Here is a 15,100-nt window from a genome sequence, read left to right as displayed (position 1 = left end):
ACTGCTTACACCGGAGCTTCGATTGAGAACGTTTGCCCTCAAAAACATTCACCAGATGGCCAACGAGCGCAGCTTTGCGCGCGGGGAAGATTACTTCCTGCGCGGCCGGGTGCAGGAAGCCTATTGGGATGAAGATGCCGAGGTATACCGCGGCCGGGTCAAGGGTTCGGCGCGCTACGTGTACCGGGTGGAACTGGGCGTCGAGCGATCGCGTCTGGTCGGCCTTTGCTCCTGCCCCGTATCACTGAACTGCAAACATGCCGTCGCAGTGGCACTGGAGATCCTTGAACAGGAAATGCGCGAGCAGGAATCCGCCGGCGACGGGCCTGTCAGTGGCGCACCATCAACACCAAATTCCCCGATACCTGCCAACCCGGCGTGGCTGGACTGGCTGAATGATCTGCCACAGGCTCCTCGCGAAGGCTCCGGGCCTCTGGAATACGGCCATCATTACCTGCTGTACGTGCTGGAAGAAAACACTCAGGGCCTTCTGCAGCTTTCCACGAAAAAGGGCTACCTCAAAAAGGACGGTAGCTGGAGCCAGATCCGCTATTTTAATCAGGACACCAAGTACCTGAGCTGGAATCGCCCCAGCCACCTGTTGGATGAAGATGTCACCATTCTGGAACTGCTGCCCCGGATCAATGCCGCCGGTCGCCTCGGATTGATCGGGGAACAGGGCCGTCGCGCCCTCACCTACTTGCTCGAGAGCAACCGTTTCTATTTTGACGACAGCGTGATCCAGCGAGCACCGGCGCGCAGATTGCAGTGGCAATGGAAGCCCGATGAGAGCGGCAACCAGCAACTGGAGCCGGTTCTTGAGGGAATGAATAGCGCCAGCCAGTGGCGACTGATTCCGGTGGTACCGCCCTGTTATCTGGATACAGAAAATATCTGCATCGGGGACATCACTACACCACTGCCCACAGGCCAATTGATCCATCTAATGGAGATGCCACCGGTACCCGAAAAAGAGTTCGGGCTTATGGCGGCGCAACTGCGCCGGCAGATTCCCATTTCCCAGTTGCCACTGCCGGTAGAACCAAAGCTTACCCAGACCAGTGAATTCACCCCCCGTATCACCCTGGTAGGTTGCGACTTCGACCACTACAAACTCCCGGCGCTGAAACTCCACTTCAATTACGCAGGGCTGATACTGTCGCCCTCGTACAGCAGCGAATTTGAAGGCCTGGAAGTCATCCGGGAAAGCGATGGCGAATATCTGCAGGTAATACGCGACATGTTGCGGGAGCACCAGTGCAACGACCAGATTTACGACCAGGGCTTATATCTGATCCCGGAAAACCTCGGTGGCCAGAAAGAGGTGTGGGTACTGGATGCCACCAAGCCCGAGAAAATTTTTGAACGCTGGAGCGCACTGCTGCGGAATCAAATACCCGAGTGGCAGAAGCAGGGCTGGATCGTTGAGACCGATCCCAGCTATCGATTTGATATCTCCCGCGCAAAAATTGCGATGGAATTGACCGATAGCACTGACATCAGCGGAAACTGGTTTGAGCTGGGGCTGGATCTGACACTGCCCAATGGCCAGCAGTGGCCCATTGTCGACCTGATCGAGCAGTGGCTGGAACAGGATGCTCCAGATCAGCTGAGTATTATCGCCGACGGCGACTGGATCAGCGTAGACACAAAACCCCTGCAGAGCATCCGCGGCCTGCTGCTGGATTTACTCAAAGAAAAAGCACTCGGCCGGCCAGTACGCCTGCCCGCGTTTCAAGCCGCACAATTCTCCGGGATTGAAGGCCTCGATCAACGCCACGCACCCATCACCCAAAAGCTGATGGAGACGCTACAGGATTTTTCTGGCCTGCAGATAGTGCCCAAACCGAAACACCTCAATGCCACCCTGCGCCCTTATCAGCAGGACGGGCTCAACTGGCTGGTGTTTTTACAGCAGTACGGTTTCGGCGGCATACTCGCCGACGACATGGGGCTGGGTAAAACCCTGCAGACCCTGGCACTGGTTCAATACATGAAGGAAACCGGCGCACTCACCAAACCCGCAATGGTAGTGGCTCCCACCAGCCTGACCGGCAACTGGGTGCGCGAGGCCGCGCAGTTCACCCCGCAACTGAAAACTACCCTGATTCACGGGCCAGCACGGGATAGTGCCTTCGACCAGATCAAAGACAGCGACCTGGTCATCACCACTTATCCACTGCTGGCGCGGGATCAGGCTCGCTATCGAAATCGCGCCTTTAGCCTGCTGGCTCTGGACGAAGCCCAGGCCATCAAAAACCCCACCACCAAAATCGCTGAGTGTGTGCGCCTGATCCACAGCGATACCCGTCTGTGCCTGTCGGGTACGCCGCTGGAAAATCACTTGGGCGAACTCTGGTCGCTGATGGACTTCGCCCTGCCGGGCTTGCTCGGTGGTCGCAAAAGTTTTCAACAGGCATACCGCACACCGATCGAAGGACACGGCAATCACGAGCGCCAGCGGGAGCTCGCACAGAAAGTGCGCCCGTTTATGTTGCGGCGAACCAAATCCGAAGTGGTCGCCGAACTGCCACCGAAAACCGAATCCATTCAGTATGTGGAACTGGGCTCAAAACAGCGCGCACTCTACGAAAGTGTGCGCATCAGCATGGAAAAGCGTATCCGCGATCTGGTGGAGCGCCAGGGCATGGGCAAAAGCCATATCGAATTTCTCGATGCCCTGCTGAAACTGCGCCAGACCTGTATTGACCCGCGCCTGGTCAAACTGGAAAAGGCCGCTGGAATTCACGAGAGCGCCAAACTCAATTGGCTGCAAGAAAACCTGCCGCAGTTACTGGAAGAAGGCCGCAACATCCTGATCTTCTCCCAGTTCACCCAGGTACTGAAACTGGTCGAAGAGCAACTGAACGCGCAATACATCGATTACAGTAAACTCACCGGCCAGACCCGCAAGCGCCAGCAGGCCATCGACAGCTTCCAGAATGGTGATGTGCGGGTATTCCTGATCAGCCTCAAGGCGGGCGGCGCGGGCCTCAACCTGACCGCGGCGGATGTGGTGATCCATATGGACCCCTGGTGGAACCCCGCCGTGGAAAACCAGGCCACCGACCGCGCCCACCGCATCGGTCAGGACAAACCGGTATTTGTGTACAAGCTGGTGGCAGAAAATACGGTGGAAGAACGTATTCAGCAAATGCAGAAACAGAAGCAGGCGCTTGCAGACGCGCTGTTTGATGCGACAAGGACCAAGGAGCTTCCGGCCAGTAAAGAGGATTTGCTGGCGCTACTTCAACGTTGAAATACCCCACAGTAGCGCGGCAATCACCGAGCCGCAAATAGCGCCCAGAAGATGACTGGGTACAGCTACTTCTGCCTGGATTAACGCACCCGTCGACGCGCTGGGCCCAACAAACCACTCCCAGGTAAGCTTACCCGCACACCCCGCGAGCAGTAACACCCCCGACCAGCGGCGCTGATACAACTCACCGATTGCACCGAAACAGAAAACGCCGTGCAACGCACCAGACAGTCCGTAGTAATTATCCACCGCAGGGAAGTACAGCCAGAGCCCGAGGCTGATCATCAGCGACAGCAGGGCCACCAGCCCGAGATACTTCACCGCAGAATGGCCGCTACCGAGAAGTGCGCTGCGACCGAATAGCAGCCAAAGCGCAAATACTCCGACCATGTTCAACAACAAGTGCGCCATATTAGTGTGCACAAGGTGTCCGCTCAGCAGGCGCCACCATTGTCCACTTGCGATAGCGGTACGTTCATATAAAAACACATCAGGGAAGAAGGCTTGCAAAAACTGCAGGGTTCCGCAGAGCAGCAGCAACGCCAGCGGGCCGCCCGAGCCAGCAGGGAGACGCAGTCTTTCGCAATAACCCCCCGTCAATGAAGGGGCCTCACCCGGCATACAAAGAATTTCTCAGTGCGGTGGAGTGGAACTGCTTCGCGTCTGCTGGCGCTTCCTGCTCTTCTTCCAGCGCGCGTTGCAGTGACTTATCCATTTCCTCCAGTGCCTTGCGCAGCTCTTCGGAAAAATTTTCCACAGCCTCTGTTGCCTGCTCGTTCATCTGGCCTTGGGCTTTCTCCATTTCCCGCCCCAGCTGCTCAAGCATCAGGTCCATCTGATCACCAGCCTGCTCCGCGGACCGATCAAACTGTTCCGACAGGCTTTTACCCAGCTGGTCAAACTGGCGCAGCAGGTCACCGAAGGCGTCGCCACGGGCGCTACTGATAGTGCGCTCGTAATCCACCAGCCACTCGCCATCCCGCTGGATCAGGTAGGTGGTAAAGGAGCGCGCCTTGTATTGCGGGTACTCTTTACTGGAGAAACGGGAAACCACGCTGGCCTCATCGCTATCGATGATCACCCGTCCCCAGGAAGGCTGATATCCGGCCCAGCCCGCAAAATCGTCATCGAATCGCTCGGGCCCCTGAAGGGTAGAAAACTCGGCAACATCTGCGGCATGCCCCTCTACTGCGGCCTGCCAGAATGCTTTGGTCACATCCTGCGGAGACTCTGGGCCGGAGCAGGCGGCCACAAAAACGCTTATCGCCGCGAGAATGGGAAAATGGAGCTTGCGGAATTTCATATCTGGATACCCGGTCATACTGGCTGCCCTGGCAGCCTTTACAGCCCCGGAATCTAACGCTGCCGGCTATTGCTAGCAACCCTAAAAATCGACCTGTTACGGGCCACTGGACTCCGCGCGACCCCGCTCGCCAAAGCGGGACTGCAGTGCACCCAAAACGACTCTCGTCACCAGTTCGGTCACGACTTTTTCAGCACACATACCTGGTCACCGTAATAGTTATCGCTGTAGTTGCACTCTGTTTCAGCTGCCGAGGTTTCTAAAAATAAAGCTGTCGTTAAAGTTTTCATAGATTCTCTCCCGCACTAGTTATTGAGAACAATTGCAGGATATTCCCACCACAGAAATAGCTAAAATTAAATAAACCTTTAGATCTAATCAAATAAGTCTATGATAGACCTTTTGTGAAGCCAAATCCCATGGACATATCCGGCCTGCGGGCAGATTCAAAACCGGAATTTGCGCCGAGTCTCACCAGTGGCTGGATTTACGCGCAAACACCATTCGGTACCGCTAGTTCGGCAACTTTTACACTACAGTTAACCCAGTAACCTTGTCGATTTATGGCAATTTGCACCGCCCTCAGGGTGCGGCCGCAACAGCGAACAAAAGTCACAAGGATAGAACAGAAGCGTATAAGTAGTAGAGGTCGCCACCGTGAATACGCAATTGCCACTATCAGCTCAAGGCTCAGCCAAACCCAATCTGCTCGCCACACCACATAAAGCCGAGCAAGCCCAGCAAAACCCGCAGGCCAAGATCGGCAAAAGCGTCAACAATCTAAGTTTGCGATACCCGAAAGAATTGGAACGCTGTTTTGTGCTCGGTAATAACTAATTACCGAAATCGACAAGGATATTACTCGATCTCTCCCGGTCATCCGTGACCGGGTGTGGTTAAACTTATCCCCGCTGTGTCGGGGATTTTTTCCATCCGTGATCCGTCACAACAGGTAGCGAGCGCCAATACGACCGTATTAAGCCGATTGAGCATAAGCGTGTTCGCTTGATAACCTGCGTGAAAAACAAATATCGCAGGCGACAACCGCTTCACAATAAGAACAACTGCTAACACCGCGCCATAGACCATGCGACCATGACAGATACCACCCGAAAACCTTCTCGCCCCTTCCGCAGCGCACTCTGGTTCGACGACAAGGCCCATGCGGATCACACAGCCCTCTACCTGGAGCGTTACTTCAACTTCGGTCTTACCCGGGAAGAGCTGCAGTCCGGTAAACCGATTATTGGTATCGCCCAAACCGGCAGCGACCTGACCCCCTGCAATCGCCACCACAAGGAGCTGGCGCAGCGGGTAAAAGACGGCATCCGGGATGCCGGCGGTATTCCCATGGAATTTCCGGTCCACCCGATCTTCGAACAGGGGCGCCGCCCCACCGCCGCACTGGATCGCAATCTTGCCACCCTGGGGCTGATCGAAATCCTACACGGCTACCCGGTAGACGCCGTGGTGCTGACCACCGGCTGCGACAAAACCACGCCGGCCACCCTGATGGCCGCCTTGCAGCTGGATATCCCCGCCATCGTCTATTCCGGCGGCCCCATGCTGAATGGCTGGCGGCCGGTCAGTTGCGAGGGAGATAGCGACAAACCCGAACCGCAGGAGCACGAAGAGCGTGTCGGCTCCGGCACCGCCATCTGGCAAAACCGCGAACGGCTCGCAAAGGGTGAGCTGGACTACGCCGGCTTTATGGATGCCTCGGCAGAATCCGTGCCCAGTGTCGGCCACTGCAACACCATGGGCACAGCGCTTTCCATGAACGCACTAGCGGAAGTACTCGGCATGTCCCTGCCCGGCTGCGCCGCGATTCCGGCCCCCTACAAAGAGCGCGCACAAATGGGCTACCACACCGGGCGGCGCATCGTGGAAATGGCCGTTGCAGACCTGAAACCGTCGGACATTCTCACCCGGCAGTCCTTCCTCAATGCGGTGGTCGCCTGCAGCGCACTGGGCGGCTCCACCAATGCGGTAGTGCACCTGCTGGCGCTGGCCCGAGGGCTGAAAGACGTGGAACTGAGCATGGATGACTGGCAAGACTACGGCGAAAATATTCCCTTGCTGGTCAACTGTATGCCCGCGGGGAAATACCTGGGGGAAGAGTTCTACCGCGCGGGTGGCGTCCCCGCCCTGTTGAATCAGCTGATCGCCGACGGCCTCATCGACGGCGAGCAGAACACCGTCACCGGCCAGAGCCTGGCCCATAACTGCCGCAGCTTCCAGGTACGCAATCGCGACGTGATTTTCCCGACGGACAAACCGTTAATGGAAAAAGCCGGCTTCGCCATCATGCGTGGCAATTTCTTCGACTCGGCGCTGATGAAGAAGTCCGTCATCAATCCGGGATTCCGCCAAAAATACCTGCAGGATCCCGCGCACCCGGACTGCTTCACCGCCCGCGCCATCGTCTTCGAAGGCCCCGAGGACTACCGCGCGCGTATTGACGACCCGGCCCTGGATATCGACGAGCACTGTATTCTGGTGATCCGCAATGTGGGCCCGGTGGGTTACCCAGGCTCCGCGGAAGTGGTCAACATGTTGCCGCCCAAGCGGCTGGTCAAACAGGGTATCAACTGCCTCCCCACCATGGGCGACGGCCGCCAGAGCGGCACCTCCGGCAGCCCCTCGATCCTGCACATCTCCCCCGAGGCGGCCACCGGTGGCGGTATTGCCCTGTTGGAGACCGGCGACCGGATTCGCGTGGACCTCGCTAATCACCGGGTTGATGTGTTGCTGTCCGACGAAGCCCTGGCAGAGCGGCAGCAGCAACGAAAGACGCCCGCCTTGGCCAACCAGACGCCCTGGCAGGAAATCTATCGCAAGACCGTGAGCCAGCTGGATACCGGGGCGGTAATGGAGACCGACGAACAGTTTGTGCGGATTCTCGATGCGCACCCGGTCGGGCGCCACTCGCATTAATACAATCAAACCGTGACGGACGCGTCCGGCTGCTATCTTTGGGGTTCACTTGGTTCACCAGTAAGCCCCGAGGAAAACAGCCGTGACATCAGCGCCCTTCAAAGTTCTCGCCATCTCCGGCAGCCTGCGCAAAAGCTCCTTTAACAGCGCCGCCCTGCAGGTCGCCGCCGACATTGCCGGTGGCACTGCGGAGTTCACTTTTGCCAAGCTGTCCGGCATCCCCCTGTACGACCAGGACCTACGGGATATGGGAGTGCCGGAGGCGGTAGAAACCCTGCAGCAGCAGATACTGGAAGCGGACGCCATTCTGTTTTCCACTCCGGAGTACAACTACTCGGTTTCCGGGGTACTCAAAAACACCATCGACTGGCTCTCGCGCGTGGAGCCGCAGCCGTTTGCGGACAAGCCGGTCGCAGTGATGAGCGCCAGCATGAGCGCCTTCGGCGGTGCTCGCGCCCAGTACGACCTGCGCCGGATTTTGATCTACCTGAACGCCCACTTCGTGAATAAGCCGGAAGTGATGATCAGCTTTGCGCACAAGAAATTTGATGAGAGCGGCCAGTTGACCGATGCGGATACGCGGAAGTTTATCGGAGATCTGGTGGAGGCCCTGGCGAAATGGACGCGGCGACTGGCGCCCGAGGACTTTTGAGAAAACACTGGTTGAGGGAATACCGGTTGAGGAAACACCGGTTAGCGGGTATCAGCCAGATACGGAATAACGCCGACTACCGCGTATCAATTCTGCGGTAGCCGGCGACGACAGGAAATATGACCAGGCAGACAGCCCCAGATCAGGCTGCGGCGGCTTGAATGTCAGCGGAATCGGATTGCCCGGACTTGCTCCGGTTCCACCACTTTTCATGGAAGTAAAACGCCACGGTATTACAGGCCGGTTCCACCAGCGCCAGCGCACTTCCGACCCAGATATCACCAGTCATCACATAACCCACCGCAAACGCGACGGCCATATGGACAGCGGCGAAACTACAGGTTTTGGTCATGGCTTGCTGCTTCATGGAATCACCCTCTTGCGCTAAGCGCTGTTCGACAACTCAATGGTTGTTCAAAAAACCACCAGAACACTATGCTTATTATTGAGAATAATTCCTATTTGTAAAAATTGCTTATGCTTCTCGCCCTGATAGATATGACCAATAGCATGAAGCGCGCCCGGTTAGTCCGCCCCACTTCAAAAGCCCTGTAGATAACACGGCAGTTCCACCGCTTAGATTGCCGTTAGCAGGCTACCGAGAGCCTTCAGCAGCTGTGAGTACTGACTCTCATTGAATTGCGCCAGTAAAACCCCTGCCACCAAGGCCCCAACAGGCCAACGGTATGACGCTGCCACCAGATATGACCGCTCAGGCTTATTTGGGTTGTAGAAAACCGGCACCGTTGATCCATCGATAATGGGTAGCAGGTCAGATGTCGAAATCGGGAGCAGATTGACCGAGAACAACTTCGCCCCCAAATACTCACGCCCCGCAACGCTGTAGCGATAACGCAACTGTGGGGTGTAGCTGACCGAAGTGATTTTCTTGACCGGGGCATAGTCGCTTCCGGTCAAGACAAAGCCCGTGTCCACCTCCCGGTCTACCCCACTGCGTTCGACTTTCGCCTTAGCCGCAGACCAATTGTTCCTTCGGAACACCAAACAGAAGTAGATGAACGCTGCCGCCGCAAGAAAAAGCCCGGCGCCGTTTACTATGGAGAAATAATTGACGGTCATGGATCACCTGTAAAAGCGCTATTCAACGCGCATTGGTATCAACCTCTGGTGCACTGGGTTTTAAGAGCGTGCAGCTTCTCCGCAAAGTCACGGCCCAGTGCGATATAGCCCTCAGAGCGATAGTGCCAGTCGTCCCCATCGGCGTACGCAAAATCTTCGGTCGCCGTTGAGAGCGCGGCACACCGGTCGATCTCGGTAAATGCCTTCTGGGCGTTGCGCACCGACTCGGAAAACTGCATCACTGTCTGCGCCTGGCCGTGTTTCGAATCGGTAATCCGGCCGATCACAACCGGCAGCGCATTGTTGTGCAGCGCAGCGCGCATCAGCTTTACCTGCAAATTGAGGTTATCCAGATACTGTACTGCCGCTCGTTCATTGTCGAAGGCATCCGCCTCCCCCTGCATCCACAGGATACCCGCGGGGACAAGCGTATCTTCCTCCCCGTCCCCATCAATATCCGCAGTGCCAAGTGCCTGGCTAACCGTATTCAGAAAGTAATCGTACTGGTTCACCTTGGAAACATTCGGGTCCCAGGAGCCAAAGCCGGAGGCCCCATCGACCAACGCGCTGCCACCCCAGGCATACTTGATGAGGGCGACATTCTCGTCCGGCGCGAGTTGCTGGATTGTGTGACCGAAGCTTACTTCAGGGCCGAACCTATCGGAAAAGACGTACTTGCCACTCTGGTAGTCAGAATTCAGACCAAAACCCGGCTGCAGCGCTGCCCAGTGGCCATTGCCACCATCTGCTGCCTCGTCCATCCGCGGCGCACCATTGAAAATACGGACCTTGGAAATGGGGCTTTGCAGTACTTCCGGTAAGTCCCGGTTAAATCCGAAGCCCACCATGTTGGACTGGCCACCGAGAAAGTACACCTGATAGGTTTTTGCCTGCAGCGGAGAAGCTGCCAGCAGCGACAAAAAGAATAGAAGACTTAGATTGGTGATTTTCACTGTATTACTCCAGAAGTGAAACAGAATGAGGCCAACGAAAGGCGGCGCAGGGACTATTCAATATGATTATTTGGTCCACGGTTGGCTCGCTTGTATCTTTCCTGATACTCACGCCGCTGTTTGGTGATTTCGTAAAGCACGATACCCGTGGTGGTGCCAAGGTTCAGGCTCTCTATCATCCCGAACATGGGAATAGACACACAGAACGCACTGTTCTCCACCGCCAGGTCACTGATACCACGGGATTCATTGCCAAACCACACCGCCAGTTTCGGATGGGTGTAATCCGCCTTGTGCAGGATGAAGTTCTGTTTTCCCTTGACGTGTGGCGAGGTCACAATGGACGTGAACCTGTTTTTGGCCAGGTGCTCCAGACAGTGCTCGGTACTGTCGAATCTTTTGACAAAGCTCCACTTGATCGCGGAAACCGAGGTCTTGGACAGAGACTTCCGCTCTCGCATCTCCTCCCAGTCGTCCGGCAGCGCATTTCTCGGATCTACGATATAGGTCTTTTCCACACCCAGCGCGTTGACGTTACGAATGACGGTACCGATATTCTTGACATCCATCGGGCATTCGAGAACGGCAATCAGGTTCTTGCAGCGATAGGGCTTTATTTCGTCTGCCTTTTTTCGAACGTCAGATTTTTGATCATCCATATTGGTGTCACACTTATTCGATAGCCGCAATAGCACCATTGCCGGGTTAACTGCGATAGGTATAGAAATACCAGGAACTCTTGCTGGTTTTCATGGAATCATAGAGCTTCTGTGCGGCCTCGTTTTCTGGTGCAGTAACCCACTGCAGCCTTGCCGCACCATGCCTTTCTGCGAAGCCCCGGCAATGCTCGATCAACTTCCGCCCTACACCGTTACCGCGACTCTCCGGCACCGTGTAGAGGTCATTCAATATTGATACTTTCGAGATAATTGAAGAAGCAAAGGTAAAATACACGGTGGAAAATCCAACTACCCACCCATCCTTCCGGTACAAGAACTGGCTTCCTGTGGAGGGGTTTCTACAGAACTGCAAGAAGAATTCAAAATTCTTCTCATCGCAGATATCCGATACCTTGTAGAACTCCTGATAGGCACGAATCAGAGGCAAAACCTCTTTCAGATTCTCTTCTGATACTTGTTCAATCACTATCATTCCTTGAGAAATTCAATTTACACCTGCCCATTCACCGCCACAAATTGGTAAATAATCCCAGATTCATTTCCTACGGCTACTAATCAAGCGAGACCATCACAGGTGACGATGTTAAACCCTTCACTGTCAGATCATGCCTCGAAGCACTTTGTTACTTGATGAAACTTTCTTTCTGTGTCGGTACGCCACCTATGACTATTAGAGCTGGCGGACTCAGAACCTGGAGTCGTTCTCACAGGGAATTCCATCATTGTCTCCATCCATTTTTGTATTGGGACAGTTTCTTATAAAGAAAACCGCCTCTTCTCTGGATGTCATTTGGCTACAATGCTGCCGGCCATCACATTTAAATCTTTGATAGGAAGCCTGGCTAGATTTCACTGGCTCTTTGGATGGAGAAAGTTTGATTGTTTCTATGCCATCAACAGAATGACCAACACTTTCTACCTCGTAGTCTCCCCAGCGAACGCCATGACCAGCGAATTTATCTTGGTACAGCTTCCAGCCAGCGAAGGCCAACAGGCCGAAAATTACTATCTTTTTCATTATTAACACTCAAAACTCTAATGGGAGAATAAAAAAACCTTTTATGCTGATACATATCCAAGCATGATTGCCATTGGTATAACCACAAATCCTAAACCAAAAAAAATGGCCAGGATGTGATTAATTTTCAACCCGGGACTCACATAAGCTTTTTCAGGAGAACCAGGCATATAGTAGACATGTTTCCCGTGCTTCCCATTATATACTTCCTCTATATATGCATTTGCGTCCGATCTACTATCGTGATCCGGGACATTGAAATGATGATGCAACAAGCGATACTCACGACCAATTACATTATATCCAAGTTCGAAATAAGCCTTATAAAAGACTCTTGCCCCTTCAGTCGAGGATTGAATTTGGATTCCTGAATCCAATACAGAGAACTCAGTCCTCGGCCAATCTTTACTTGCCACAGAAAGAAAAGCATCCCTTCCAGTCGTAGCCAACATGACAAGACCCAAAACGATCAGTAACAGCAGAACCGCATCGATAGCAGCTTCATGCGCTGTTGCCATTGCAACCACTGTGCATGAAAAAAATATACCAAACCAACATACAAAAAATTTGAACTGCCAGGTAATAAATTTCATATTTTCGTTTTAAACATAACACTCATAAAAAGGGCGACCACTACTATGCACATTTTTGTAAAACTGGATGCGTAGCGTCTGCATAAAATTTGTATGGCGCCGAACCCCCGGCGGAGGCCCGAAGGACCGCAGCAAACTCCTTGAACCCGTTATGACCTTCGGACTTCAGTGCCTTTTATATACTTTATATTCAGGAAGTCACTTAATGCCTTTGCTGTGCTACTGGCCATTTGACGCGATGCACTATCGAAGTAACCAACCAAGTATTTCTTAACATTCCCACGAAATGCAACATATACCCACCGCATTTCTCCTGACGCTGCGCGACCACCATACTCATTAATTGAAGAGAGTCTCGAGTAGCCTCCTTCTTGAACACCAATAAAGAGCGCATTCCTCACATTTCCAACTTTCGTTTTTAACAAAGGAAATGGACTAAAGGAAATAAAAATATCACCCCTAAGGTCTTTCACCAAAACTTTATGATTAAAGGAAAAATGAAATAAAATCGTAAAAAACACTATGACCGTGAACACACATAGATATGCATTGATCTCATTTGCCTTAAGAATTTCTGGAACTCCAAAGCAAAGAAAAAACATCACAGACAGTAATTTAAACGCTCCCGTTCGTCGAACTAACAAGATTTCCAACAAAGACTCCTTCAGCAATAAATCCATGGCGAAACAACGCTTTGCGTGCCCTGCGCAGGGCCAAAGGCCCAGATCAACCGTAGCTACTTCTATAGCCTCTTACGCCGAACCCATAATTTTCTTGCTACAAACACAATAATGCTTAGCAAAATTGTCCAAGGGATAAGGTACGCGATAATAGTTATTACGGAAGAGATCCCCTCTGAAAGATTACTTCCAAATTCAGAGATAGACTCCCCAATTGGGCGCCAAAATGATTTTTGAGACCTGGAAAACAGGTTTAAATTTACGACATCCATTTCAACCCGTTGCATCAAATGCGCTTTCTTCCCCAATGAATATTCAAGATCGGACTGCACCTTGGCCAGCTCAGATGCAATTTTTACTAGCGCTTCAACATCTCCATCGGATCGCTCACTTAGCGCCTCCAGCTTATCCCGATAATCACTTAGCATTTCTAATCGCTTTTGATTATCAACAATCGATTCGGCCAGATCTTCAACTTCAGTTGATTTTTCCGTAGTAGATCCCTGATCAGATGCTTTTGTGAGGTAAGGGACAACGCCCTCAGGAACAATCCTCACACGAATCTTTGCATGCACAAAATTACTCGTAGACAAACTGCTATCTAACAGCATGCATTTAAATTCTCTATCATCTACACACCATTCAACTAGCTCGTCGTATCGATCTTTCACCTTATTGACAGGTAAATCAATTGAAATTCTATGTGTATACGCTAGATATTTATTCTTCTCTTCCTGCTGTGCACCCATCCTAATATCGGAAAATTCCGCACTGGAGTCATCTTCACTTGAACTACAACCCGACACCAAAACTGCAAACGCTAATAAAGCGATCAAATATCTAAGATTCATTGGTTACTCTTCTTGAAGTCATATTACCCACCACACAAAGTAAGCCGCCTTACGGAGGCGGCGAAGGCCTGGGTTATTATCCCCGACATTGTTATGACCAAGGTTCAACACTCATGAACGCCACGAAAAATACTGCCACTAGGACACACTGCGTGAACCTCCTGTAGCGAACATACCTATCAAGCTCACTATCACGCAGTTCCTTCCATTTCTTGCCCGACATGAACTCCGCGTACTTCGTGAGAGCTTTATTTGGACTCGAATCATTTACGATAAAGCTCGTAGATACAGGATATTTTGTAAACGCTCGTGGCTCACCGAGCTCACTATAAATCTGAGGGTAAGCACTCTTGAGGCGGCCTAAAAATTTCCCATGGAAGTAAAACCAGAAAGCAATTAATAATAATCCAAATGACCAGCAAGCGAAAAAGATCATGCCACCTCACATGCCATAACGCTTCAATAGCCGGCAGCGTTGTGACGGAGCCACGCTTTTAGCTGCCCGGGGGCGAAAGCGCGAAGCTGATTGACTTGTTAGAACTTTCAAGGTTGATCCCATGACGTAGCCGACAAAATATACCAGCTGTTTTCTATTTTTCGCAGTATGTAGGTATACATAAAAGCGTCATTACGTGGCCCCATGTATTGCTTAACCTCAAGTTCTACATCTCCCTCTTCGGGCTTTGGCGTGGCTTTGCAAGCCTTAACCATTTCTGCTGTATATACTCGTTTGCCAGTTTTCTCTACATGATGAATTGATATTGGCCCAGGCAGATGAAATTGAAACTCTTTTCCTGGGAGTGGCAACAAGACCTCTTTAATGGTCGGTAAATCGCCAGACCGAAGGCCGCCAATGTAGTGCATAATTGCTTCATCTGGCTCTTGATAATCAAGATCCAAGTTTATTGCTAGCACCGGAAAACTTTCTAGGCATAGTATTAATATCAGCAGGCTCTTCATTGTGGTGTGACTTGGTCTTACCCACGATAAGTAGACACCCTAACTACGCGCATTTGCGCTCAAATTCCGCTGGGCTGAGATGCCCAATAGCGGAGTGCCTACGTACTCGGTTATAGAACACTTCGATGTACTCA

At 52.6% G+C, this 15,100-nt stretch carries 17 protein-coding genes; 4 read left to right on the top strand and 13 right to left on the bottom strand.

Features of this window, described 5'->3' with window-relative positions; all coding sequences use genetic code 11:
• Positions 1-22: 22 nt before the first annotated feature.
• Positions 23-3,259 carry a DEAD/DEAH box helicase gene (locus M0G74_RS17160; protein ID WP_248219917.1) on the top strand — a complete coding sequence of 1,079 codons (3,237 nt, stop codon included), beginning with the start codon at positions 23-25 and terminating at the stop codon, positions 3,257-3,259.
• On the opposite strand, the gene rrtA is transcribed toward M0G74_RS17160, so the two are convergent.
• Positions 3,245-3,880 (bottom strand): rhombosortase, encoded by a 636-nt coding sequence (rrtA, locus tag M0G74_RS17155; protein ID WP_248219915.1) that lies wholly within the window; start codon positions 3,878-3,880, stop codon positions 3,245-3,247. The genes M0G74_RS17160 and rrtA overlap by 15 nt on opposite strands.
• Entirely contained in the window at positions 3,870-4,562 is a 693-nt protein-coding gene (locus M0G74_RS17150) for a hypothetical protein (protein ID WP_248219913.1), read from the bottom strand. Before M0G74_RS17150 ends, rrtA begins: the two co-directional genes overlap by 11 nt.
• Positions 4,563-5,219: 657 nt before the next feature.
• Here M0G74_RS17150 and M0G74_RS17145 point away from each other — a divergent pair.
• From M0G74_RS17145 to M0G74_RS17135, 3 genes are all read left to right on the top strand, one after another.
• A complete protein-coding gene (locus tag M0G74_RS17145; protein WP_248219911.1) occupies positions 5,220-5,399 on the top strand; it encodes a hypothetical protein in 180 nt (59 codons plus the stop codon).
• Positions 5,400-5,657: 258 nt separating this feature from the next.
• Positions 5,658-7,499 (top strand): IlvD/Edd family dehydratase, encoded by a 1,842-nt coding sequence (locus M0G74_RS17140; RefSeq protein ID WP_248219909.1) that lies wholly within the window; start codon positions 5,658-5,660, stop codon positions 7,497-7,499.
• 82 nt (positions 7,500-7,581) lie between these two features.
• Positions 7,582-8,151: an NAD(P)H-dependent oxidoreductase gene (locus tag M0G74_RS17135; protein WP_248219908.1), complete on the top strand. Its 570-nt coding sequence runs from the start codon at positions 7,582-7,584 to the stop codon at positions 8,149-8,151.
• A 142-nt stretch (positions 8,152-8,293) separates the two neighbouring features.
• Here the strand turns inward: M0G74_RS17135 and M0G74_RS17130 are convergent, their stop codons facing one another.
• The 11 genes from M0G74_RS17130 to M0G74_RS17080 form a co-directional block, all read right to left on the bottom strand.
• On the bottom strand, positions 8,294-8,518 hold the full coding sequence (locus M0G74_RS17130) for a DUF2061 domain-containing protein (RefSeq protein ID WP_248219906.1): 225 nt from the start codon (positions 8,516-8,518) through the stop codon (positions 8,294-8,296).
• Positions 8,519-8,727: 209 nt separating this feature from the next.
• Positions 8,728-9,231 carry a DUF3592 domain-containing protein gene (locus M0G74_RS17125; protein WP_248219904.1) on the bottom strand — a complete coding sequence of 168 codons (504 nt, stop codon included), beginning with the start codon at positions 9,229-9,231 and terminating at the stop codon, positions 8,728-8,730.
• Between the two features lie 38 nt (positions 9,232-9,269).
• A complete protein-coding gene (locus M0G74_RS17120) occupies positions 9,270-10,184 on the bottom strand; it encodes a sialate O-acetylesterase (protein WP_248219903.1) in 915 nt (304 codons plus the stop codon).
• 53 nt (positions 10,185-10,237) lie between these two features.
• Positions 10,238-10,843, bottom strand: a complete 606-nt coding sequence (locus tag M0G74_RS17115; RefSeq protein WP_248219902.1) for an RNA methyltransferase — start codon at positions 10,841-10,843, stop codon at positions 10,238-10,240.
• Positions 10,844-10,889: 46 nt separating this feature from the next.
• Positions 10,890-11,336 (bottom strand): GNAT family N-acetyltransferase, encoded by a 447-nt coding sequence (locus M0G74_RS17110; protein WP_248219899.1) that lies wholly within the window; start codon positions 11,334-11,336, stop codon positions 10,890-10,892.
• Positions 11,337-11,549: 213 nt separating this feature from the next.
• Positions 11,550-11,882 (bottom strand): excalibur calcium-binding domain-containing protein, encoded by a 333-nt coding sequence (locus M0G74_RS17105; protein ID WP_248219898.1) that lies wholly within the window; start codon positions 11,880-11,882, stop codon positions 11,550-11,552.
• A gap of 41 nt (positions 11,883-11,923) precedes the next feature.
• Positions 11,924-12,475, bottom strand: a complete 552-nt coding sequence (locus M0G74_RS17100; protein WP_248219896.1) for a DUF3592 domain-containing protein — start codon at positions 12,473-12,475, stop codon at positions 11,924-11,926.
• Between the two features lie 149 nt (positions 12,476-12,624).
• A complete protein-coding gene (locus M0G74_RS17095; RefSeq protein ID WP_248219895.1) occupies positions 12,625-13,155 on the bottom strand; it encodes a hypothetical protein in 531 nt (176 codons plus the stop codon).
• 62 nt (positions 13,156-13,217) lie between these two features.
• Complete coding sequence (locus tag M0G74_RS17090) at positions 13,218-14,006, bottom strand: DUF4349 domain-containing protein (RefSeq protein ID WP_248219893.1); 789 nt, start codon at positions 14,004-14,006, stop codon at positions 13,218-13,220.
• A gap of 543 nt (positions 14,007-14,549) precedes the next feature.
• Positions 14,550-14,966 (bottom strand): hypothetical protein, encoded by a 417-nt coding sequence (locus M0G74_RS17085; RefSeq protein WP_160151540.1) that lies wholly within the window; start codon positions 14,964-14,966, stop codon positions 14,550-14,552.
• 43 nt (positions 14,967-15,009) lie between these two features.
• The coding region (locus tag M0G74_RS17080) for an IS3 family transposase (protein ID WP_248216187.1) at positions 15,010-15,100 on the bottom strand (91 nt) is incomplete at its 5' end.

Source organism: Microbulbifer sp. CAU 1566 (assembly GCF_023156515.1).
Taxonomy (GTDB): Bacteria; Pseudomonadota; Gammaproteobacteria; order Pseudomonadales; family Cellvibrionaceae; genus Microbulbifer.
This window is presented reverse-complemented; position numbering and strand designations above follow the sequence as displayed.